The sequence below is a fragment of the Aquitalea palustris genome, assembly GCF_003693445.1.
Taxonomy (GTDB): Bacteria; Pseudomonadota; Gammaproteobacteria; order Burkholderiales; family Chromobacteriaceae; genus Aquitalea; species Aquitalea palustris.
Window position 1 is genome coordinate 1 of sequence record NZ_RFAR01000044.1, and the last position, 21,347, is coordinate 21,347.

Sequence of the window (21,347 nt, forward strand, 5' to 3'; positions counted from 1 at the left end):
GTATGCGGCGGCCTTTTTTAGGATGTCGCGCTCCTCGGCGACCCGTTTGAGCTATGCCTTGAGGCGTCGGATTTCGGCTTGCTGGTCTGCAGGTTCGGCTGGTTGGGCGCGCTTGGGGTCGTAGCGTTTAAGTTGAACAGCTGCTAGGTGAGTTTGAGGCCAAGTGGGATGACAAGCATTTGCTGATTGGTCAGTCCTGGCTGCTCAACTGGACTCGGTTGTCGCCGTTCTTCGACTGCCAGCCGGAGATCTGGAAAGTGATCTACACCACCAATGCCATCGAGTCGATGAATATCAGTCTGCGCAAGCTGACCAAGAATCGGGGCTCGTTCCCGAGTGATGTGGCGTTGCTGAAACTGTTCTGTCTGGCGCTGATGAACATCAGCCAGAAGTGGATCATGCCGATTCGGGATTGGAAGGCAGCGCTGACCCGTTTTGCCACTCAGTTCGAGGAACGCATTCCATAGATATAACCCACACCCCGCTTACACAAAACTCGGACAGGCCCTGCCATGCCGACCGCTAATCATTTGCTTGCGGCCGTTTACAAGACGCGCCATTTAGCCTGCATTGGCAATGGAATCACCGACAGAATCGCCACCAGCAAACTGGCCAATCCACATAGCCCCATCAGCCAGGCCATCGCCCATGGTGTGCCATCGGCAAACCAGCCCACTAATGCAGCACTCAGAATCCCACTGCCGTAGTGCATGGCGCCAAGCAGTGAAGAGGCTGTGCCTGCCTTGTGTGGCAGATGCTCCAGCGCGCCAGCCACCGAATTGGCCACAATGAAGCCATTCATCGACATATAGAAAAAGATGGGTAGCACCACACCGGCCAAGCCACCGACTGACCAATACACATTCATCATCAGTACCAGGCCGGACAGCGCCAGGACCAAGCACCCGGCCATGAATAAATGCTTGCTGGAGAAGCGTCCCAGCAGGTGGCGGTTGGCTGCATTAGCCAGCATCATGCCGGCAATATTGATACCGAACAGATAACCATATCCCTGTGGCGAGACATGAAAATACTCGATATAGGCAAACGGGGTTGCCACGATGAAGGTATAAGCACCGGCATAAAAAAATGCACCTGCCAACGCATAGACCAACAAGCTTTTATCTTGCAGCAGGGACAGATACTCCCTGAATACCTGTTGCACCGGCTGCGTGTTACGGTTTTTCCTGGCCAGTGTTTCTGGCAAATAGCGCAAGCAAAATAACAAAAGTGCCGCCACGATGGTCAGCAGCCAAAAGATGCCTTGCCAGGACCAGACCAGCAGAATCTGCCCTCCCAGCAGCGGCCCAAGCAAGGGAGCCACCCCCATGATGAGGATCAGCGTGGAGAGCTTGTGAGCCGACTGCTCCCGCCCGTAGCGATCCCGCACCATGGCGCGCGACAGTACCGGTCCGACACAGGCGCCAACTGCCTGAATCACACGCCACAGCATCATCTGCCACACGGTGTCTGACAGTGCGCATCCTGCCGAACCAAGGGCAAACAGGACAATACCAATGGCAATGGGTTTGCGCCGTCCGACACGGTCGCTGTAGGGCCCCCAAAACAGTTGCCCCATGCTGAAGCCCACCAGGAAGGCAGAAAAGGTCAGCTCGATACCGGCACGGCTGGCGTGCAAGGCATGCTGCATGCTTGGCAGGGCGGGCAGGTATAAATCAGTGGAGATGGAGGCGAAAGACATCAGCGCGCTGAGAATCAGCATCAGGCGCAGATTACGTTGCTGTGTCATGGGGCAGTGGAGAATAGTAGATAAAAAATGCAGAGATGTCTGACCGCAAAGCGCAAGCCCGGCGCAGCCCATCGGTACATGGGCTGCGCTGTGCTCATTGCCGGTGAACGCCCAGGCTTTCGCCGACATGCAGGGCAGGGTCCAGGCAAATGGCCCGGACAATTTCTGCCACGCTACGGCGGGATACCACCTCGTGCGCAGCCTTGAATGGCTCGCCTTTGCGTGTCAGGCCATATGCGGCGATATCTTCGTCATTGAGCCAGGCGGGGCGCAGCAGGGTGTATTCCAGCCCGGATGCTTCAACAATGGCGGCAGAGTCCCGATACGGGTCGAGGATGTGGCGATACTTTTCGCCTGGAACCTCAGCGTAAATACCCATTGCGCTGATGAATACCAGCCGGTGCAGGCCAGTGTGCTGCATGGCCGCGACAATGGCCTTGGCCTGGCTTGCCATATCGCCGGACAGGTTGGCATAGACCAGGTCCTGCCCGGGCATGGCCGCGCTCAACTGCGCTACATCGCGGGCGTCACCCTCTACCAGCGTCACCCGTGGATGCGTGGCGAGTGATTGCAGCCGCTGCGCACGGCGCAGGTAGAGCGTCAATGCCACATCAGCGTGCTCCAGTAACAACCGGGTGACGACGCGGGCAATCTGGCCATGGGCACCAATAATCATCACCCGCCGCATGCGCTACCCTCTCCGCTGGCGGCATAGTCAGCATCGCTCACGGCTTCCATCCAGTCGGCCGATTTGCCGTCCAGCGCCTCCTGGATGGCAATATGGCTCATGCTGCTCTCCGGCATTGCCCCATGCCAGTGTCGGGTATGGGGCGGAATGCGCACCACATCGCCCGGACGGATTTCCTGCAGCGGGCCGCCGGCGCGTTGTACATAGCCAGCCCCGGCGGTAACCAGCAAGGTCTGCCCCAGAGGATGACTATGCCAGTGGGTGCGTGCTCCGGCAGGAAAGGTCACCAGACCGGCCGAAGCCCGGTCCGGGCCTGCCGGGGAGAACAGCATCTCCAGTTGTACCTGGCCGGTAAACCATTCGGCTGGCACGGCTACCGTGACGCGTGCGCTGGAATGGGAAATCAGCAATCCTTCAGCCCCGGCGTCGCTGCCCGTTTGCGTGTTGGTGTTCATGCCGGTTCTTTCAAAGAAGCCATATCAATGACGAAGCGGTATTTCACATCGGCCTTGAGCAGGCGGGCGAAGGCGTGATTGATATCCTGGATGCGGATCAGTTCGATATCGGAGTGAATGCCGTGCTGGCCACAGAAATCCAGCATTTCCTGTGTTTCGGCGATGCCGCCAATCAGCGAGCCGGCCAGCGCCTTGCGGCTAAACACCAGGGGGCCGGTATTGAAATCATCCAGCGGTCCCAGGTAGCCCACCATCACCATGGTGCCACCGGATGCCAGCGTCGGAATGTAGGGATTAACATCATGCTTGTAGGGCACGGTGTTGATGATCAGGTCGAATTTTCCTGCTACTGCAGTCATCTGCGCGGTATCGGTGGACATCACCACATGGTCAGCGCCCAGGCGGCGGGCATCGGCCTCCTTGCCGGGCGAACGGCTGAACAGCGTGACTTCGGCCCCCATGGCCTTGGCCAGCTTCAGACCCATATGGCCCAAGCCACCCAGGCCGACGATGGCCACCTTGCTGCCCTGGCCGACCTGCCAATGGCGTAGCGGCGAATAGGTGGTGATGCCGGCGCACAGCAGCGGAGCCGCGCCAGCCAGATCCAGGCTATCCGGCACTTTCAGCACGAAGTCCTGCGCCACGACGATTGTCTCGCTATAGCCGCCATAGGTACGGCTGCCATCAATCGGGTCCTGATGGTTGTAGGTGTAGGTTGCCCCGTTCTGGCAATACTGTTCCTGGCCGTGCTCACAGGGCGCACAGTGTTTGCAGGAGGCCACCAGGCAACCCACTCCCACCCGGTCGCCGATCTGGAAACGGCTTACGCCGGCACCTACAGCCAGCACCTTGCCGATGATTTCATGGCCGGGCACCATCGGATAATTGGCATTGCCCCAGTCGTTATGCACATTGTGCACATCAGAATGGCAGACGCCGCAGTAGAGGATTTCGATCACCACATCATCTGTGCGCGGACTGCGGCGTTCGATCTGGAATGGTGCCAGCAGGCTGCCGGATGACTGAGCTGCGTAACTTTTGACGCGATAGTTCATACGCTGTTTCTTCCTGAATGCTTGATGTCTGGCAAGGGCTGCCCGTCCCCGGGGGCGGTGGCAGCCCATGCTGGAGTGAGCGGTTAGCGTTCTGTGGGCCTGAGTTGCGGTTCAGGACTGCACGACCGGCTGCTGGATATCGCCAAAGCGGAAGGCAGCAGTCACGCCGCCATCCATCAGGATGTCGCTGCCGGTGATAAAGGTGCCATCCTGCCCCATCAGCAGGGCGGCGACATGGCCAACCTCATCCGGCGTACCGGCTCGTCCTGTCGGGCTGGCTTCAATCATGCGACGGTAACCGGCACCGCGCGGGCCATTCAGTTCGTCATTGGCCAGCGGGGTGATGATGATGCCGGGGCTGATGGTATTGACCCGGGCGCCACGCTGACCCCAGCGTACGGCCTCGGCCATCACCCGCAGTGAATTGCCGCGCTTGGACAGCTGATAGGCATGCAGGGTATCCACCACCTGTGATGGCTGCAGAAAATCCAGCTCAAGCAGCTGTTCGGTGGGTGTCATGGCCAGTGCACGGTCCTGTTCCTGGGTCAGGGCAGGCAGGCGATGACCGGATTGCGAAGCGATGACCACGGCAGAACCACCCCTGGCCATGACATTGCCGAACAGCTCCAGCACCAGTGCCGTGCCATACAGGTCAACACGCAAAATCGTTTCCACCGGCGCTTGCGACGGGGAAACCCCGGCGGCATGAATCAGCCCGGTGATCGGGCCTAATTGTTCAGCTTGCTTGACCAGGGCCAGGACCGATTCGCGCGAACTCACATCCACGCTGGCGGCGGTGGCAGTGAAACCTGCATTGTGGAAAACGGCACTGGCTTGTTCTGCATCCTGAAGGCTCAGTGATGCCAGCAAGATCTGCTTGCCCACACCAATGCGCCGGGCAATGGCCTGGCCGATCAGTCCGGCTCCAACGACGACGACGACTTCTTTTTGCATGATCAAGACTCCTGCGTGTTTGTATGCCGCTACTATAGGAAATTAAATATCAAGCGAATAGCCGATAAAAAATTGCATAAGTAGCAACTTTAACTTGATAATTCATCACGCCATTAATCTGCGATGCAGCCCCATGCCCATTAACGAGTTACGTTCCATTTCCATGTTTGCCAAGGCTGTCGAGCTGGGCAGTATCCGCAAGGCTGCCCAGGCGCAAGGGGTGTCGGCACAGGCGGCCACCCAGGCCATCGCCATGCTTGAAAAGCACCTGGGCGTACGACTGCTGCACCGCACCACGCGTAGCCTGGCACTGACCGAGGAAGGGCAGCAGTTTCTGGAAGATGCACAGCCTGCGCTGGCGACGCTGGAGCGTGCAGTCAATACCGCACGGGCAGGGAAAGAAGGGATTGCCGGACCACTGCGGATTGTTGGCCCCAAGTCATCATTTGCCGGTATCTTGATGCCGCTGCTGGATGCATTCTGTCAGGCACATCCTGAAGTGCGACCGGATGTCGCGCTGGATGATGGTATTGGGGACTGGGTGCTGGACCGGGTGGATGTGGGGTTCCGCATTGGCGCATCGGCACAGGATGGCGTGATCAGCCGCCGGCTGTTTCCCATCCAGTTAATCGTTTGCGCAGCACCAGAATATCTTGCGCGCTACGGCATACCGACCACCATAGAAGAACTCAGTACTCACCGCTGCAGCGTGTTCCGACACCCGGTAAGCGGCAAGGTATTGCCCTGGTATCTCACGGTGGATGGCAAGGTGGAGCAGCGCCATTTCCCCCCTGCCTTTTACAGCAACGATACTGAGCTGGAACTGCAAGCCGTGCTTTCGGGGCAGGTGATAGGGCAAGTGGCCAATCTTTCCGCAGCACCACACATCCGCTCCGGCAGATTGATTCCCTTGCTGCTGTCGCAACTGAGCACGCCGTTTGCGCTGCATTTGTACTACGGCAGTCGACAGGCACTCCCGGTGCGGGTCAGGGCGTTTCTGGATCTGACCCTGGAAAAGTTGCGGGACACCCCGGAACTGGTTCTGTCAGAGCAGGAGCTTGCCACTGCCCATGACAAATTCAGCCAAATCTGTTTGCACGGGCAATAGATGAGCAATCCGGGTTCGGGCCTGCCCGGAACTCCGTGTAAAACGGTCCTTGCTTCCAATGATGCTGTCCGGCCGCTTTGGCCGAAAATCAGTCGTGCTGCTCAATACCGGGGGGGCGTCGCAGTCCTCCTGCTGGTACGGCAAGGAGCACTGCGCTAAGCCAGCGCACGCTGACCAGCCATTGCCCACCGTTGATGCAATCTGTGCAAGAGGCAGGTAGTCGGAGTCATGCTGTGTGTGTACCGATGGCTCCTGCTGACGTGGCGGTGTCAGCAGGTCAACGCAGCCCTGTGTATCTATAGATATGAAGCAGCTAGCTTTGCTTTGGCAGCAGCCGAAAATGTAGCTTTGCCAGCTGGGGGCATTTACTAGGGGTGTGGATCAACGTTGTCTGTGATTGCCACCAAGCCTGTGTCTGTGCCGGATGCAGGATGTCCAGCCGCTCGCCAAAACGCGGCGTGCGCAGGCAGACATCGTGTTGTGCGGCCAGGGTGCTGATACGCTCCAGCGGCTCGGTCCAGCCATGCAATGCCAGATCGAAAGTGCCGTTGTGGATGGGAATCAGTACTGCGCCACGCAGGTCGAGATGGGCTTGCAGCGTTTGCTCGGGATGCATGTGCACATCGGCCCAGTCTTCGTTGTAGGCACCGTTCTCCAGCAGGGTGAGGTCGAAAGGGCCGTGGCGCCGGCCAATCTCGCGAAAGCCGTCAAAATAACCGCTATCGCCACTGAAAAATACCCGGCTCTGGCTGCTGCGTATCACCCAGGATGCCCACAGCGTGTGGTTGCCATCACGCAGGCCGCGCCCGGAAAAATGCTGGGCCGGGGTGGCGGTGATGTGCAGCGGCCCGGCGTCCACGCCTTGCCACCAGTCCAGCTGCTGGATTTTTTCAGCCGGAATGCCCCAGTCTTGCAATCGCTGGCCCACGCCCAGCGGGGTGACGAAGCGGCGGGTCTTGTGTTGCAAGGCCAGTACGCTGGCGCGGTCCAGATGGTCGTAGTGGTCGTGGGAAATGATGACCACGTCCAGTTGCGGCAAGTCATCCAGCGCGATGGGCGGGGCATGGAAGCGCTTGGGGCCGATAAAGGAAAAGGGCGAGGCGCGCTGGCCGAACACCGGGTCGGTCAGCAGGAAAGCGCCATCCAGCTTGAACAGCACGGTGGAGTGCCCCAGCCGCCACAGGCTGTTGTCTGGTGCGGATGCCAGATCTGCCGGGCTCAAGGGCAGCGGCCGGATGGGCTGCGCCGGTACCGCATGGGGTGATTTGTCAGTAAAAAAACGCAGCATGATGCGCAGGGTGTCGCGTAGCCCGCCAGCGCGGCGTGGCTGGGCATTGCGGTAGCGGCCATCACGCAGCAGGCTGCCGCTGGCTGATGCTGGTCCGGCAGCTGGTTTGTCTGTTGTCAGGGTGGGCATGAGGCTTCCTTGCGGGGCTAAATGAGAGGGAGTAGCGCGGCTTCAGGCGCAGCTTTTTTCCGGTTCGGACTGCGCTGTCGGCTGGTGTTCCTGCAGGGAAAACCAGTCCGGCAAAAGCGGAGTCGGGGTACTGGCGGCATCCAGCAGCAGCAATTCGCCAGGCGAGAGCTGTAGCGTCATGGCGTGCAGGGCGTCTTGTTGCGGCATTGCACTGTTGAACGCAGGCACGATGCTGGAAACCGCGTCGCGCGCCAGCAACCAGGCCAGGGCAATCTGCTTGGTGCTTGCCTGATGGCTCGCCGCGATGTCACGCATCAGTTCGGCCAGTCGGTGATTGCTACGCGGGCCATCCGGTGCTGCGGCGCCAGTCAGGTAGCCCTGGGCTTGTACCGCGCCGGCATTGCTGAACGGCAAGCCTGCTGGCAGGGGCTTCACGATCATGCCCAGACCATAGCTTTGCAGCATGGGAATGGCTTCCCGCTCCGGGCTGCGTGTGTTGATGGCATAGTGCATCTCGCCAAAGCAAAAAGGTGCCCAGCCGTGGCGCAGCTGCATTTCCAGCGCTTGGGCCGCCTTCCAGGCGGGCCAGTTGGCAAATCCCAGATAGCGCACCTTGCCCGCCCGCACCATGTCATCCAGTGTTTGCAAGGTTTCTTCCAGCGGGGTGTGCGGGTCTTCATGCGGAACCACGCACAGGTCCAGCCAGTCACTGCCCAGCCGTTTCAGGCTTTGCTCGATGGACCACACCATATCGCTGCGTGACAGGCCGGGATGGCTGTGTGTGCCGTTGCGGCGCGCACCAAGCCGGCTGCTGATCAGTACTTCGGCGCGGCGCTTGCCCAAGGCGCTGGCCAGCAGGGATTCCGCCATGCCATCCATGCAGCTGGTGGCATCGAACAGATTGATGCCGGCATCCAGTGCCTGGCCTATGCTGCGGGTGGCCTGTGGTACCGCATCCGGGCAAGCCGGGTCTGGCCGCAGCGCTGCACAAGCCAGACGGGAGAGAGTGGGGCCGCCAAGGCCCAGTCGCGCATAGTGCATGGCACAGTCCTGTTGTGAGTACTCACTCATTTGTTGGGCAAAAAAAACGGCGCTGCAATTCAGCGCACCGAGCCAGACCAGAACACCCGGAAACCGGCGCTCTTGTAAGCCTGGCCATTGGCCGGGTCACGCACTACAAACTGGATGGTGGTTTCTGCCAGCGCCATGAATACGGCATCGGCAAAGCCGCCGGGCAGGGCGGTGAGGCCGTTGTTGTCGGAGCAGGCCTGGGCGATACATTTGATGTCGGACAGCTGGCTTGCCACCGTGCTGCGGGTTTCTGCCGTTACCTTGTCCGATACCACCAGTTGGTTCAGTGTCTTGAAAAAGGACAGATTACTGACGCCCCAGTCGATGTAGGCATCCCACAGTGCACGTACCTGTCCGTCCAGGCTGTCGTGCACGGCCATGTGCTGGCGCAGGGCAGCGGCCAGATCCAGTTTCAGGTGGGTGTAAAGGGCGTTGTACAGCACATCCTTGGTGGCAAAATAGCGGAACAGCGTACCTTCCGCCACACCAGCACCACGGGCAATCGACGCAGTGGACGCACCCAGCCCCTGTGCAGCCATGATGGCGGCGGCAGATTCCAGCAAGGCGATGCGTTTTTCTTCACTGCGGGGGAGAGCCATGGGTGGGGAAAGTAAGTGAGTAATTACTCATTCTAGCCGTGCGGGCTGGTCAGGTGCAAGTGCGCTGCACGCCCCGCAGGAGATGTGTTGCGGCAATGGTCTGGCTGGCTGCTGTTGCTGCTTGCCGGGCAAAGCAGGCCTGCCGCCGCTGTCGCTGGCAGAATCTGCTGGCGTATTGCGGCAGTTTGCAAAATAATGCGCCAGTCCAAATGAGATTATTTCAATAATGGCCCGCGAAAACCTGAATGATCTGCGCACTTTTGTCCTGGTAGCCCGCGAGGGCAGCTTTACCCGTGCCGCGGCCAAGCTGGGCGTATCGCCCTCGGCGGTGAGTCATACCATGCGCGCACTGGAAGAGGGGTTGGGCATGCGTCTGGTGACTCGTACCACGCGCAGTGTGGCACTGACCACGGCAGGTGAGCAGGTGCTGGCCATTTTTGCGCCAAGGCTGGATGAGATCGAGGCCGAGCTGTCGGTGCTGCGCGAGCAGCGTGACAAGCCGGCCGGCACCATCCGCATTACCGCAACGGACTTTGCCGCCGAGCAATACCTGCTGCCCAAGCTGGCGCAGCTATTGCCGGACTACCCGGATGTGCAGGTGGAGCTGTCCATCGACTACGGCCTTACCGATATCGTGGCGCAGCGTTTTGATGCCGGTATCCGTTTTGGCGACCAGGTGGCGCGCGACATGATTGCCGTGCGCATCGGCCCGGATATTCAGACCACCGTGGTGGCCGCACCGGCCTATTTTGCCCGCCACGGCATACCCGCCCACCCGCGTGAGCTGACCGAGCACAACTGCATCAGCATGCGCCTGCCCACCTATGGCGGGCTGTACGCCTGGGAATTTGCCCAGGGCGAGCACAAGTTTTCCATCCGTGTCGATGGCCAGCTCATCATCAACACCCTGCCGCAGATGCTGAATGCCGCCCTGTCCGGCATGGGTATTGCCTATACCGTCCGCGACTATGTGCAGCCTTATCTGGCCGATGGCCGCCTGCAGGAAGTGCTGCAACCCTGGTGCGCGGTGTTTCCCGGTTTTCATCTCTACTACCCCAACCGGCGCCAGTCCTCCCGCGCCTTGATGCTGCTGGTGGATGCCTTGCGTTACCACGCGCCATAGCGCGGTATTTTCCCTTCCTGATTTATTCCTGCGTGCAGCTGCTGTGCTGGTATTGGTGAAAATAATTCATAATGGCATGCATTAAATTGCATCTAGTTCAGTAAATTCTCTGCTGTTACATTCTCCTCCCTAATCAAACGGTGACTATCCGGCTGGCATGAGCCGCCCGCCGGAACCAGCTCATCTGACAACAAGACAGTGCCGATAGCGGTGGTATCCGGTCAGGCACTGCCCCCTCATCACGTGTCTGGTGGCGCGCTATCGGCGTTGGCCATCTGTCCTGACCTTACGGAACTGTACAAATGAATTTACCCATCAAGGGCCGGCGACTGCAGGCCATGACTGCTATTTCCTTTGCCGTACTCGCTGCGATTGGTACGGCTGGCTATCTTGGCCTGCATAGTCAGCGCGTGCAGGCTGATGTGCCGGCGGCCAGCCCGGCTGTAGCTGTTTCTGCCGCAGTGGTGCAGCAGCAGGATGTCAAAACCTGGAGCAGCTTTTCCGGCCGCCTGGAAGCGGTAGAGCGGGTGGAGCTGCGTTCGCGGGTGGCCGGGGCCATCCAGTCGGTACATTTTCGCGAGGGGGCGCTGGTCAAGGCCGGGGAGGTGCTGATCACGATTGATCCGGCGCCATACCAGGCCGAGGTCGATCGAACCAGTGCGCAAGTAATGGCCGCCCAGTCCCAGCTGGTATATGCCCGAGGCGAGCAGGAACGAGCAACCCGCATGCTGGCCGACCACGCCATTGCCCAGCGCGATGCCGACGAACGCAACAATGCAGCCCGCGCTGCCGAAGCCAGCCTGAAAGCCGCGCAGGCCGCCTTGCAAACGGCCCGGCTGAACCTGGGCTACACCGCCATTCGCGCGCCGGTATCCGGCCGGGTGGGCAAGCTGCTGCTGACCACCGGCAATCTGGTATCGGCCGGGCCGGATTCCCCGGTGCTGACCACGCTGGTGTCGGTGAATCCGGTGTATGCCAGCTTTGATGCCGACGAAGAAACTGTCAGCCAGGCGCTGGCCGAACTGGGCGATGCCGGGGCCGCGCGCAACCGGCTGGCCGATATCCCGCTGCGCATTGCCACGAGTACTGAACAAAGCTTTCCCGCCAAGCTGCAACTGGTGGACAACCAGGTAGATGGCAAGAGCGGTACGGTAAAGCTGCGTGCCAGTGTGGACAACAGCGAGGGAGTGCTGATGCCGGGCCAGTTTGTCCGTATCCAGCTGGGTCAGGCGCATAGCCATCCAGCCTTGCTGGTGGCTGAGCAGGCCATCGGCACTGATCAGGACAAGCGCTTTGTCATGGTGATCGACAAGGACAGCAAGGCACGTTACCGCGAGGTACACCTGGGTGCGAATGTGGATGGCCTGCGCATTGTCACCACAGGCTTGCATGCCGGTGAGCGGGTGATTGTGGACGGCCTGCAAAAAGTGCAGCCCGGCGCAGCGGTCGCACCGCACATGGTGCCGATGCAGTCCCCGGTCACCGCTGCTGCCAATAGCTGATTCCCACGCGAAAGACATTCATGAACCTATCCAAATTCTTCATCGACCGCCCGATTTTTGCCGGGGTGTTGTCGCTGCTGATTTTCCTGGCCGGCCTGCTGTCCTTGCGGGTGCTGCCGGTTTCGGAATACCCGGAAGTGGTACCGCCGCAAATCATCGTGCGGGCGCAGTTTCCCGGTGCCAACCCCAAGGTGATTGCCGAATCGGTGGCCACGCCGCTGGAAGAAGCCATCAACGGCACCGAAGGCATGCTGTACATGAGCAGCCAGGCCACTACCGATGGCCTGATGACGCTGACGGTGACTTTCCAGATCGGTACCGATCCGGACAAGGCCCAGCAGCTGGTGCAAAACCGCGTGTCCCAGGCCGAGCCGCGTCTGCCGGAAGACGTGCGCCGCCTGGGCCTGACGACAATCAAGAGCAGCCCGGACCTGACGCTGGTGGTGCACCTGCTGTCGCCCAATGGCCGCTACGACATGACCTATCTGCGCAACTACGCCATTCTCAATGTGCGCGACCGGCTGGCACGTATCAGCGGTGTGGGGCAGGTAGGGTTGTTTGGTGCTGGCGATTACTCCATGCGTATCTGGCTGGACCCGCAAAAAGTGGCCATGCATGGCTTGTCGGCCAGTGAAGTGGTGACCGCCATCCGCGAGCAGAACGTGCAGGCCGCGGCCGGTAGTATTGGTGCTTCGCCCAGTGCGCAAGGCATCCAGCTGCAATTCCCGATCAACGCGCAGGGCAGCCTGCAAACCGAGCAGGAATTCGGCGACATCATCGTCAAGACCGGTGCTGACGGTGCGGTGACGCGCCTGCGTGAGCTGGGCCGCATCGAGCTGGGCGCTTCGGAATACGCCTTGCACTCCACGCTGGATAACAAGTCGGCAGTGGCCATTCCGGTATCGCAAGCCCCTGGCTCCAATGCCTTGCAGATTTCCGATCAAGTGCGTGCCACCATGGCCGAACTGAAAAAATCCATGCCGGAAGGGGTGGACTACGCCATCGACTACGACCCCACCCAGTTTGTGCGGGCATCGATCGAATCGGTAGTGCATACCCTGCTGGAGGCCATCGCGCTGGTGGTGCTGGTGGTGATCCTGTTCCTGCAAACCTGGCGCGCCTCGCTGATTCCGCTGCTGGCAGTACCGGTGTCCATTATTGGCACTTTTGCGGTGATGCACGGCTTTGGCTTCACCATCAACACCCTGTCCTTGTTTGGCCTGGTGCTGGCCATCGGCATTGTGGTGGATGACGCCATCGTGGTGGTGGAAAACGTCGAGCGCAATATCGAGGCCGGGCTGGACCCGCGAGCGGCCTCCTATCGCGCCATGCGTGAAGTCTCCGGCCCCATTATTGCCATTGCGCTGGTGCTGGTGGCGGTGTTTGTGCCGCTGGCTTTCATTGGCGGATTGAGTGGCATGTTCTACAAGCAGTTTGCGCTGACCATTGCCATTTCCACGGTGATTTCCGCCATCAATTCGCTCACGCTATCCCCGGCACTGGCGGCCTTGCTGCTGCAACGCCACGATGCACCGCAAGACTGGCTGACCCGCCAGATGGACCGCGTGCTGGGTGGTTTCTTTGATCGATTCAACAGCCTGTTCAACCGTGGTGCCACGCGTTACAGCCAGGGCGTGAAGCAAGCCATCGGCCGCAAGTTTGTCATGCTGGCCATCTATGCCGGGCTGGCCGCGCTGACAGCAGGGCTGTTCCACAGCATTCCGGGTGGCTTTGTGCCGGTGCAGGACAAGCAATACCTGATCGGCTTTGCCCAGTTGCCGGATGGTGCCACGCTGGATCGCACCGACGCGGTGATTCACCGCATGAGCGATATCGCGCTGAAGATTCCGGGCGTCGAGCATGCCATTGCCTTCCCCGGCCTGTCGATCAACGGTTTCACCAATAGTGCCAACTCCGGCATCGTCTTTGTCACCCTCAAGCCGTTTGAAGAACGGCAGGGCAAGGGCATGAGCGCTAATGCCATTGCCGGAGCAATGAATGCCGAGTTCGGCAAGTTGCAAGGCGCTTTTGTGGTGATGTTCCCGCCGCCGCCGGTCCAGGGGCTGGGCACTACCGGTGGGTTCAAGCTGCAACTGGAAGACCGTGGCGGCCTGGGTTACGAGGCCATGGACAAGGCAGTGAAAGCCTTTATGGCCGGTGCGGCCAAGGCGCCGGAGCTGGCCGGGCTGTATACCAGCTACCAGTTGAATGTGCCGCAGCTGCTGGCTGATCTGGACCGTACCAAGGCCCAGCAGCTGGGGGTGAAGGTGACCGACGTGTTCAACACCATGCAGATTTATCTGGGCAGCCTGTACGTCAACGACTTCAACAAGTTTGGCCGAACCTACACCGTGCGGGTGCAGGCGGATGCTGATTTCCGCGCAAGGCCAGAGGATGTGGGCCAGCTGCAGGTGCGTTCGGCCAACGGCAGCATGGTGCCGCTGTCGGCCCTGCTCAAGGTCAAGCCCAGCTTCGGGCCGGAACGGGCCATGCGTTACAACGGCTTTTTGGCGGCCGACATCAACGGTGGTGCCGCCCCCGGCTATTCCAGCGGACAGGCACAGGAGGCCGTGGCACGGGTGGCAGCACAAACCCTGCCGCCGGGCATTGGCTACGAGTGGACCGAGCTGACCTATCAGGAAATCCTGGCGGGTGATTCCGGCCGCTGGGTATTCCCCATTGCCATCCTGCTGGTGTTCCTGGTGTTGGCGGCGCAGTACGAAAGCCTGGCGCTGCCGCTGGCCATCATCCTGATTGTGCCGATGGCCTTGCTGGCGGCCATGGCCGGGGTGTGGCTGAGCCACGGCGACAACAATGTGTTTACCCAGATCGGCCTGGTGGTGCTGGTGGGCCTGAGTGCCAAGAACGCCATTTTGATTGTCGAATTCGCCCGCGAACTGGAGTTTGCCGGCCGCAGCCCGCTGCAGGCGGCCATTGAAGCCAGCCGCCTGCGACTGCGCCCCATCCTGATGACCTCGATGGCCTTCATCATGGGTGTGCTGCCGCTGGTACTGGCGCAGGGGGCCGGGGCCGAAATGCGCAATGCCATGGGCGTGGCGGTATTCAGCGGCATGATTGGTGTCACGGTATTCGGGCTGTTCCTCACCCCGGTGTTCTATGTGCTGATGCGTCGCCTGTCCGGCAACAAGCCACTGAAGCTACACGGACAAGTGCCCCATCTGGACCCGATTGCCCAGCCGCCAATGGGGCATGAGCATGGCCATGCGCTACAGCACCACAACGTCGAATAAGGAAGCAGATCAATGATCAATAGAATCACACTGGGCCTGCTGCTGGCAGCGGCGCTGAGCGCCTGCGCCACGCCGCCTGCCATCGATGGCAGCCAGCTGCCGGCCACGCCGTCCAGCTACAAGAACCCGCCAGTAGCCACGCTGGCGGATGGCAGCTGGACGCTGGCTGCACCGGCAGACGCCGCCAGCCGTGGCGACTGGTGGCTGGCTTATCAGGACAGTACGCTGAACCGGCTGATCGACAGCGCACTGCAGCACAATACTGACCTGGCTGTGGCTGCTGCACGGCTGCAACAGGCCAGAGCTGCGCTGGGTGAGGCCGATGCTGAGCGGATGCCGCAGCTGGATTTGACCGCCGGTAGCGCACGCGGCACTCAGGCCGGGGCCGGGCCGTCGGGTACCAGCTTGCTGAACAGCAGTAACACCACCCCGGTGAAGCTGACCAGCCTGGGGGCGAGCTTCAGCTATGAAATCGACCTGGCCGGTCGCCTGTCCGGCGCCAGCCGTGCCGCCGCGCTGGATGCCGAAGCCAGTGCCGCGCTGCTGCAGGGCAGCCAGTTGCTGATCAGCAGCCAGGTGGCACAGGCTTATTTCAGGCTGCAGTTTCTCGACCAGCAACGCAAGCTGCTGCAAGAGACCGTGCAGTCCTACGCGCATAGCGAGCAACTGACGCAGCAACGTTATCAGGCAGGGGAAGAGTCGGGGCTGGCATTGGCGCGCATTGCGGCTGACAGCCAGGCTACCCGTGCCCAAGCCATTGCGCTGGATCGGCAGCGGGCCGAAGCGGAAAACGCGCTGGCGCTGTTGCTAGGTCAGCCGGCCAGCGGTTTTCAGTTGGCAGAGGCGGACTTCCGGTCGGCCTTGCCGCAGATACCGGCCGGGGTTCCGGCCGCCATGCTCGCCCGCCGGCCTGATGTGGCAGCTGCCCAGCGCAAGCTGCTGGCCGCACAGACCCGGGTCGGCGTGGCGCAGGCGGCCTGGTTTCCCGACCTGACCCTGACCTCGGCCGGTGGCTATGCCTCCTCCCAGTTGCGCGACATTTTCCGCTGGTCGGCGCGGGCCTGGTCGGTGGAGGGCCTGCTGTCCTTGCCGTTGTTTGATGGGGGGCGCCGTCAGGCGCTGCTAGGCTCGGCCCGTGCCGACATGGAACTGGCCATGGCTGACTACCGTCACAGCATCCTGCAGTCGCTGGGCGAGGTGGAAGATTCGCTCAGCGATATCCGCCTGCTGCAACAAGAAGAGTCTGCCCAGCAACTGGCTGTGCAAAACGCCACCCAGGCCAGCGCCATGGCTGCTTCCCGCTATCGCAACGGCCAGACTGGCCAGCTGGAATTATTAGATGCCGAGCGTAGCGAACTGACCATCCGTCGCCAGGCACTGAGCATAAGACAAGACCGCTATCTTGCATCAATCAGTCTGATCCGCGCACTTGGCGGCAGCTGGAACTGACCCGAAAAACAATACCAGGCAAGGAAAACCATGAACAAGATATTCGCTGGCATTTTGCTGATCATGGCCTGCTCCATGCAGGCTAATGCCGAAAATGGCCGGATAACGGCCTCTGCCCCGGACAGCACCAATGCAGAAACGCCGCCGCCGGCCGCCACCAATGCCACCAATGCCAACGATGCATTCTGCACCGCAGGTACCCCGTGCGAGGTGAATCGCCATCGTGGTGGCAGCGGGATGCCGGTCAGATAAAAATGGCCAGCAAAAGCTGGCCAGCATAGAGGGAGGAAATGCAATTTGAAAGGTAAGCCGCTTACTGCCCATCCGTAGTGGAGACCACCTCCCACTTGCCCGCCCTGGCTTGATAGACCGTAATGGTGCCATGCTTGATATCGCCTTTGTCATCAAAGGCAATCTGTCCGGTGATGCCGGCAAAGCTGGTTTTGCCCACTTCCGGCAAGTAACGCTTCGGGTCGGTCGATCCTGCCCGTTTCATTGCATCTACCAGGATTTTGACGGCATCGTATTCGTAGGGTGCAAACACTTGTACCGGAACATTGAAGCTGGCTTTGAAACGGTTTTCGAAGTCGGCAAAACCGGCCATTTTTTCACGTGGCACACCGCAGGCCGAGGCATAGCTTCCCTCTGCGGCTTCGCCAGCCAGTTTCATGAATTCCGGAGTCTGGATGCTGTCGCCACCAATCAGCTTGGACTTCAGGCCCAGCCGTTTCATCTGCTTTGCCATCGGGCCGGCCTGGGCATCCATGCCGCCGTAGTAGATCAGCTCAGGCTGGCTGGCCTTGATGGCGGTCAGAATGGCGGTGAAGTCGGTGGCATTATTGGTGGTGAACTCCCGTTTCACCACGGTAATGCCATTGGCCTTGGCTGCCTTTTCAAACTCGTCTGCCAGACCCTGTCCATATGCCGTGCGGTCATCAATGATGGCTACGGTTTTGGCATGTAGGCTGTCCGCCGCAAACTTGCCCATGGCGGATCCCTGCTGTACATCATTGGCAATCATGCGGAAGGTGGTTTTGTAACCTTGTGCCGTGAAGGCGGGGTTGGTGGCAGACGGGGTGATTTGCGGGATACCTGCATCCGAATAGATCTTCGAAGCAGGGATGGAGGTGCCGGAATTCAAATGACCGACCACGCCAACCACGCCGCTGTCCACCAGGCGTTGTGCCATTTGCGTGGCTACCTTGGGGTCGCCCTGATCATCTACGGACTCCAGTTCAAAGCGAACTTTCTGACCATTAATGACCACGCCTTCTTTGTTCAGGTCATCAATCGCCAGGCGGGCACCGTTTTCCACATCCTTGCCAAGGTGTGATATCGGCCCGCTAAGCGGGGAGGCTTGGCCAATTTTCACCGTGACACCAGCGGCCGATGTGGCGGCCTTGTCTTGCTGGCCGCAAGCGGTAAGGGCCAGGGCCAATACAGTCAGCCCGCTGAAAATCTTGAGTTGCTCCATCTGAATCTCCTTATTTCCTTATGTTTTTCTATACAGGACAGCTGCGGTCTGTTAGTCAATCCGGCTGGAAAAACCAAACAGATCCTTGGGGTTAAAGTCTTGGGGAATCAGATTCATCAAGCTGCCCAGTGACATCTCGCGGCTGTGCTCATGCAGATAGCGCAGTGCGGAGAAATCTTCCAGGGCAAAGCCAACGGAATCGAAAATGGTGATCTGCTGGGCATTCTCACGGCCAGGCTTCACCTGCTGCAGGACTTCCCATAGCTCGGTGACAGGGAAGTCTGCCGGCATTTGCTGGATATCCCCCTCGATGCGCGATTGTGGCTCGTACTCCACAAACACTTTGCCGCGTAGCAATACCTCGGCGTGCAGCTCGGTCTTGCCTGGGCAATCCCCGCCAACGGCATTGATATGCATGCCGTCTTCAATCATGTCCGGTGTCAGAATGGTGGCGTAGTTCTTGTCAGCCGTTACGGTGGTGACAATATCCGCGCCACGCACTGCTTCTGCCGCCGAGTGGCAACGCAGCAGGGTCAGTCCCGGGAGGCCGGCAAGATTCCGCACTAATTTGTCGGTGGCGTGCGGGTCAATATCGAACACGCGCACTTCATTGATGCCCAGTACGGTTGTGAAGGCGAGAATCTGGAATTCACTTTGCGCACCATTGCCAATCACCGCCATGCGCTTTGCGTTCGGGCGTGCCAGCAATCTGGCAACCCAGGCCGAGGTGGCCGCCGTACGCAGGGCCGTGACAATGGTGAATTCGCTCAACAGCAAGGGGAAGCCGGTGGCGACATCGGCCAGCGCACCAAATGCCATCACGGTCAGCATGTTCTGAAAGGTATTTGCCGGATGGCCGTTGACGTACTTGAAACCATACAACTGGCTGTCGGATACCGGCATCAGTTCAATCACCCCGTTGTCGGAGTGATTGGCTACCCGGGCACACTTGTGGAAATCCTGCCAGCGTCGGTAATCGGACTCGATGTACTTCACCAGTTCCGACAAGACGTTCTGTACCCCCTTGCGCTTTAGCAGCGTGCGGATGTCAGTAATGTCCAGATAACGTGTCTGGAATCGCGTTTCCAAATTGCTCATTACCGCTTGGGCGTGGGCTGGTGCATTCATTCAGACTCCTCCTGTGTAGCCTTGAAGTACGTTCACTGCATTGATGCCGATTTCATCCACCATGTAGCCGCCTTCCATCACAAACAAGGTCGGAGACTGAATGGAGGCAATGGCGGCACCAATGCCGAAAAAGTCATGACTGGTCAGCCTGAAATGGCTTATCGGGTCGTTCTCATAGGTATCCACCCCAAGCGAGATCACCAGTGCATCGGGTTGGTATGCCCGGATACGCTTGCAAGCATCATCCAGCGCCGTGGCATAGCTCCCCCAGTCAGTGCCATGGGGAAGGGGGTAGTTCAGATTGAAGCCTTGTCCCGCACCGCTGCCTGTTTCATCGCGATGGCCGGAAAAGTAGGGATAGGAGCGCCGTGGGTCACCATGTAGTGAAACGAACAGCACGTCCGGACGCTGGTAGAAAATGCTCTGCGTGCCATTGCCGTGGTGAAAGTCGACATCGAGAATGGCCACGCGCTTGCCGCCCTGGTCAAGGCAGGACTGGGCCGCAATGGCCGCATTGTTGAGATAGCAGTAGCCACCCATGTACTCCGCTGCTGCGTGATGGCCTGGCGGACGACACAGGGCAAATGCACTGCGATTGCCCTGTAGCAAGTGGTCCATGCCATTGAGGGCAGTATCTGCGCTACGGCGTACGGCTTGCCAGGTACCTGCGGTAATTGCCACGCCTGCATCCATGGCATAAAAACCCAGCTTGCCGTCAATATGCTCGGGTTCGATGTCACTGCGCAGGTCACGCACAGGCCAGACCAGTGGCAGGGCATCATGGCGGTGCCCCAGCGCCGTCCATTCCTGCCAGGCTGACTCCAGGAAATTCACATAACGTTCACTGTGAATCCGTGCATAGCGTTCCTTGCCGTAGTGGGCTGGTATGGCAAGCTGACCCAATCCGACCTGACGCACCCGGGCTAGTACGGTGTCGGCGCGGTGCGGTAGTTCAAAACAAGGGGAAACCTTGCCATCCTTCAGTTCGGAGGCATGGTGCAGGTGATGATCGGGGTTGTGGAAGGTAAGCATCTTTGCATCGCGTGGCTGTTGTCCTGATGCAAATTATGCGGATTGCAGAAAGTAATTTTTTTGCTTTTCTTGTCAGTAAATTGGCAATATAAGGAAAGAAACATTACTTTTTGGTGCTAAATGAAGATAAACAAACCGGATCCGGCGCTGGATGCGGCAGACCTGGCTATTCTGAAGCTTCTGCAGAAGGATGGTGCCATGTCCACCCCCAAGCTGGCAGAACAGCTGTCCCTGAGTGTGACGCCTTGCTGGCGGCGGCTGAAACGGCTGGAAGAAGAGGGGTATATTCTGGGTTACCAGGCGAATCTTGACAGACGCAAGATGGGTCTGGATGTGCTGGCCTTTGTCAGTCTCAGTTTTGGTAATGTTGGCGACAAGCAGCCGAATCATTTCGAGGCACTGATTCGTGATCACGAGCAGGTTTTGTCATGCCACAAAATAACAGGCGAAGCGGACTACCTGCTGGTGGTGTTGGCCAGTGACCTGGACGATTACAGTAATTTTGTCGAACAACTGCGCGCCATTCCCGGGATTAGTTCAATTCATTCGAACCTGGCATTGAAAGAGATCAAGTTCAATTCCAGGATTCCTTTATGACTCCCGCGCGGTGAGACTGCTGGGATCATGCAGCAATGAAGAGCTTGTTCCGCCCACTGCCAGCGGAACGGCTTTATATGACCCGCTATCGGGGCGTCGTAACAGGCACTTCATGTCTCAGCGCTTTGTTGCACACATCAGGGCTTGCAGTCATCTGCCTTGTGCTGCTTCCTGGCCCGCCTTGCTGCCATTCCGCGTTGCCTGCCGGCTATCCAGTTGGAAATCAGCACCACGGTGATTGATAAGCCAGCCGTTGGCTGTGGTGATTTTGATGCCATGGTTGTGCGGGGGGATGGGCAATGGGAGGGCTTGGGGTCGGAGCTGCTGTTTCCCGAGCAACTCACCCCGATGTGCAGTGCCGAGTTGTCGATGGCGCTGCAAGAGTCCGCAGACATGGCGCACCAGCGGCTGATCCACGCCAATGGCAGTCAGCAAGAATGGCAAGCCTATGCGGCAGACCCCATGCCGGGGCAGCAGCTGTTTTTCGATTCTCTGGACGCAGCCGTGAATGCCGCCGCTCAGGGTTACGGTATTGCCTTGGCGGACCCGCGATTATTTCAGGATCAGCTGGAGCAGGGTGCCCTGTTCATGCCACATGGGTCATGCCATTTCCCCAGTGGCATAGCGGGGGGTATGGTTATTATCTGCTGAGCCCTGCTGCAGCTGCGGATCTGCCGCCACTACGCTTGCTGGC

Annotated in this window: 18 protein-coding genes and 2 pseudogenes; 9 read left to right on the forward strand and 11 right to left on the reverse strand. The window is 59.6% G+C overall.

From position 1 onward, the window contains the following. Positions 1-134 precede the first annotated feature (134 nt). Positions 135-467 (forward strand): annotated as a pseudogene (locus EAY64_RS11185) (transposase); the annotation flags it as partial. A 77-nt stretch (positions 468-544) separates the two neighbouring features. Here EAY64_RS11185 and EAY64_RS11190 read toward each other — a convergent pair. From EAY64_RS11190 to EAY64_RS11210, 5 genes are all read right to left on the reverse strand, one after another. Continuing rightward, positions 545-1,750: a Bcr/CflA family multidrug efflux MFS transporter gene (locus EAY64_RS11190; RefSeq protein WP_103524849.1), complete on the reverse strand. Its 1,206-nt coding sequence runs from the start codon at positions 1,748-1,750 to the stop codon at positions 545-547. 94 nt (positions 1,751-1,844) lie between these two features. Then, positions 1,845-2,426: an NAD(P)H-binding protein gene (locus tag EAY64_RS11195; RefSeq protein ID WP_199734432.1), complete on the reverse strand. Its 582-nt coding sequence runs from the start codon at positions 2,424-2,426 to the stop codon at positions 1,845-1,847. After that, complete coding sequence (locus tag EAY64_RS11200; RefSeq protein ID WP_103524851.1) at positions 2,426-2,893, reverse strand: (R)-mandelonitrile lyase; 468 nt, start codon at positions 2,891-2,893, stop codon at positions 2,426-2,428. Before EAY64_RS11200 ends, EAY64_RS11195 begins: the two co-directional genes overlap by 1 nt. After that, positions 2,890-3,948 carry an NAD(P)-dependent alcohol dehydrogenase gene (locus EAY64_RS11205; RefSeq protein WP_103524852.1) on the reverse strand — a complete coding sequence of 353 codons (1,059 nt, stop codon included), beginning with the start codon at positions 3,946-3,948 and terminating at the stop codon, positions 2,890-2,892. The genes EAY64_RS11200 and EAY64_RS11205 overlap by 4 nt, the downstream gene beginning before the upstream one ends. A gap of 111 nt (positions 3,949-4,059) precedes the next feature. Beyond that, a complete protein-coding gene (locus tag EAY64_RS11210; protein WP_103524853.1) occupies positions 4,060-4,902 on the reverse strand; it encodes an SDR family oxidoreductase in 843 nt (280 codons plus the stop codon). A 133-nt stretch (positions 4,903-5,035) separates the two neighbouring features. On the opposite strand from EAY64_RS11210, the gene EAY64_RS11215 reads away from it, so the two are divergent. Continuing rightward, entirely contained in the window at positions 5,036-6,010 is a 975-nt protein-coding gene (locus tag EAY64_RS11215; RefSeq protein ID WP_103524854.1) for a LysR family transcriptional regulator, read from the forward strand. Positions 6,011-6,323: 313 nt separating this feature from the next. On the opposite strand, the gene EAY64_RS11220 is transcribed toward EAY64_RS11215, so the two are convergent. The 3 genes from EAY64_RS11220 to EAY64_RS11230 are packed head-to-tail and all read right to left on the reverse strand — an operon-like array spanning position 6,324 to position 9,097. Beyond that, entirely contained in the window at positions 6,324-7,427 is a 1,104-nt protein-coding gene (locus EAY64_RS11220) for an MBL fold metallo-hydrolase (protein ID WP_103524855.1), read from the reverse strand. Between the two features lie 42 nt (positions 7,428-7,469). Then, complete coding sequence (locus tag EAY64_RS11225) at positions 7,470-8,468, reverse strand: aldo/keto reductase (RefSeq protein ID WP_158604669.1); 999 nt, start codon at positions 8,466-8,468, stop codon at positions 7,470-7,472. 59 nt (positions 8,469-8,527) lie between these two features. Further along, complete coding sequence (locus EAY64_RS11230; RefSeq protein ID WP_103524857.1) at positions 8,528-9,097, reverse strand: TetR/AcrR family transcriptional regulator; 570 nt, start codon at positions 9,095-9,097, stop codon at positions 8,528-8,530. Positions 9,098-9,323: 226 nt separating this feature from the next. On the opposite strand from EAY64_RS11230, the gene EAY64_RS11235 reads away from it, so the two are divergent. The 5 genes and pseudogenes from EAY64_RS11235 to EAY64_RS11255 all read left to right on the forward strand — a co-directional run bounded on the left by EAY64_RS11235 (position 9,324) and on the right by EAY64_RS11255 (position 16,674). Beyond that, a complete protein-coding gene (locus EAY64_RS11235; RefSeq protein WP_103524858.1) occupies positions 9,324-10,220 on the forward strand; it encodes a LysR family transcriptional regulator in 897 nt (298 codons plus the stop codon). A 302-nt stretch (positions 10,221-10,522) separates the two neighbouring features. Continuing rightward, positions 10,523-11,722 (forward strand): efflux RND transporter periplasmic adaptor subunit, encoded by a 1,200-nt coding sequence (locus EAY64_RS11240; protein WP_103524859.1) that lies wholly within the window; start codon positions 10,523-10,525, stop codon positions 11,720-11,722. Positions 11,723-11,742: 20 nt separating this feature from the next. Next, positions 11,743-14,880, forward strand: a pseudogene (locus EAY64_RS11245) (efflux RND transporter permease subunit); the annotation flags it as partial. Positions 14,881-14,985: 105 nt separating this feature from the next. Further along, positions 14,986-16,422 (forward strand): efflux transporter outer membrane subunit, encoded by a 1,437-nt coding sequence (locus tag EAY64_RS11250; RefSeq protein WP_103524861.1) that lies wholly within the window; start codon positions 14,986-14,988, stop codon positions 16,420-16,422. 30 nt (positions 16,423-16,452) lie between these two features. Next, entirely contained in the window at positions 16,453-16,674 is a 222-nt protein-coding gene (locus EAY64_RS11255; RefSeq protein ID WP_103524862.1) for a hypothetical protein, read from the forward strand. A gap of 61 nt (positions 16,675-16,735) precedes the next feature. Here the strand turns inward: EAY64_RS11255 and EAY64_RS11260 are convergent, their stop codons facing one another. From EAY64_RS11260 to EAY64_RS11270, 3 genes are read right to left on the reverse strand one after another with little or no spacing between them, the layout of a single operon-like run. Continuing rightward, positions 16,736-17,896, reverse strand: a complete 1,161-nt coding sequence (locus EAY64_RS11260; RefSeq protein WP_103524863.1) for a branched-chain amino acid ABC transporter substrate-binding protein — start codon at positions 17,894-17,896, stop codon at positions 16,736-16,738. 51 nt (positions 17,897-17,947) lie between these two features. Beyond that, entirely contained in the window at positions 17,948-18,994 is a 1,047-nt protein-coding gene (ocd, locus tag EAY64_RS11265) for an ornithine cyclodeaminase (RefSeq protein WP_103524876.1), read from the reverse strand. Between the two features lie 30 nt (positions 18,995-19,024). After that, entirely contained in the window at positions 19,025-20,056 is a 1,032-nt protein-coding gene (locus EAY64_RS11270) for a histone deacetylase family protein (protein WP_103524864.1), read from the reverse strand. 120 nt (positions 20,057-20,176) lie between these two features. Between EAY64_RS11270 and EAY64_RS11275 the strand changes: the two genes are divergently transcribed. Continuing rightward, positions 20,177-20,653, forward strand: coding sequence for an Lrp/AsnC family transcriptional regulator (locus EAY64_RS11275; RefSeq protein WP_103524865.1), 477 nt, complete (start codon positions 20,177-20,179; stop codon positions 20,651-20,653). A gap of 144 nt (positions 20,654-20,797) precedes the next feature. After that, a complete protein-coding gene (locus EAY64_RS11280; RefSeq protein WP_103524866.1) occupies positions 20,798-21,304 on the forward strand; it encodes a LysR substrate-binding domain-containing protein in 507 nt (168 codons plus the stop codon). Positions 21,305-21,347: the final 43 nt, after the last annotated feature.

What these genes read in the sequence shown, in the direction of transcription:
- EAY64_RS11200 (WP_103524851.1), bottom strand. Translation starts at nt 2,893, where the DNA reads ATGAACACCAACACGCAAACGGGCAGCGACGCCGGGGCTGAAGGATTG.
- EAY64_RS11235 (WP_103524858.1), top strand. Translation starts at nt 9,324, where the DNA reads ATGGCCCGCGAAAACCTGAATGATCTGCGCACTTTTGTCCTGGTAGCC.
- EAY64_RS11270 (WP_103524864.1), bottom strand. Translation starts at nt 20,056, where the DNA reads ATGCTTACCTTCCACAACCCCGATCATCACCTGCACCATGCCTCCGAA.
- EAY64_RS11255 (WP_103524862.1), top strand. Translation starts at nt 16,453, where the DNA reads ATGAACAAGATATTCGCTGGCATTTTGCTGATCATGGCCTGCTCCATG.
- EAY64_RS11190 (WP_103524849.1), bottom strand. Translation starts at nt 1,750, where the DNA reads ATGACACAGCAACGTAATCTGCGCCTGATGCTGATTCTCAGCGCGCTG.
- EAY64_RS11250 (WP_103524861.1), top strand. Translation starts at nt 14,986, where the DNA reads ATGATCAATAGAATCACACTGGGCCTGCTGCTGGCAGCGGCGCTGAGC.
- EAY64_RS11230 (WP_103524857.1), bottom strand. Translation starts at nt 9,097, where the DNA reads ATGGCTCTCCCCCGCAGTGAAGAAAAACGCATCGCCTTGCTGGAATCT.
- EAY64_RS11225 (WP_158604669.1), bottom strand. Translation starts at nt 8,468, where the DNA reads ATGCACTATGCGCGACTGGGCCTTGGCGGCCCCACTCTCTCCCGTCTG.
- EAY64_RS11240 (WP_103524859.1), top strand. Translation starts at nt 10,523, where the DNA reads ATGAATTTACCCATCAAGGGCCGGCGACTGCAGGCCATGACTGCTATT.
- EAY64_RS11195 (WP_199734432.1), bottom strand. Translation starts at nt 2,426, where the DNA reads ATGATTATTGGTGCCCATGGCCAGATTGCCCGCGTCGTCACCCGGTTG.
- EAY64_RS11275 (WP_103524865.1), top strand. Translation starts at nt 20,177, where the DNA reads ATGAAGATAAACAAACCGGATCCGGCGCTGGATGCGGCAGACCTGGCT.
- EAY64_RS11260 (WP_103524863.1), bottom strand. Translation starts at nt 17,896, where the DNA reads ATGGAGCAACTCAAGATTTTCAGCGGGCTGACTGTATTGGCCCTGGCC.
- EAY64_RS11210 (WP_103524853.1), bottom strand. Translation starts at nt 4,902, where the DNA reads ATGCAAAAAGAAGTCGTCGTCGTCGTTGGAGCCGGACTGATCGGCCAG.
- ocd (WP_103524876.1), bottom strand. Translation starts at nt 18,994, where the DNA reads ATGAGCAATTTGGAAACGCGATTCCAGACACGTTATCTGGACATTACT.
- EAY64_RS11220 (WP_103524855.1), bottom strand. Translation starts at nt 7,427, where the DNA reads ATGCCCACCCTGACAACAGACAAACCAGCTGCCGGACCAGCATCAGCC.
- EAY64_RS11215 (WP_103524854.1), top strand. Translation starts at nt 5,036, where the DNA reads ATGCCCATTAACGAGTTACGTTCCATTTCCATGTTTGCCAAGGCTGTC.
- EAY64_RS11205 (WP_103524852.1), bottom strand. Translation starts at nt 3,948, where the DNA reads ATGAACTATCGCGTCAAAAGTTACGCAGCTCAGTCATCCGGCAGCCTG.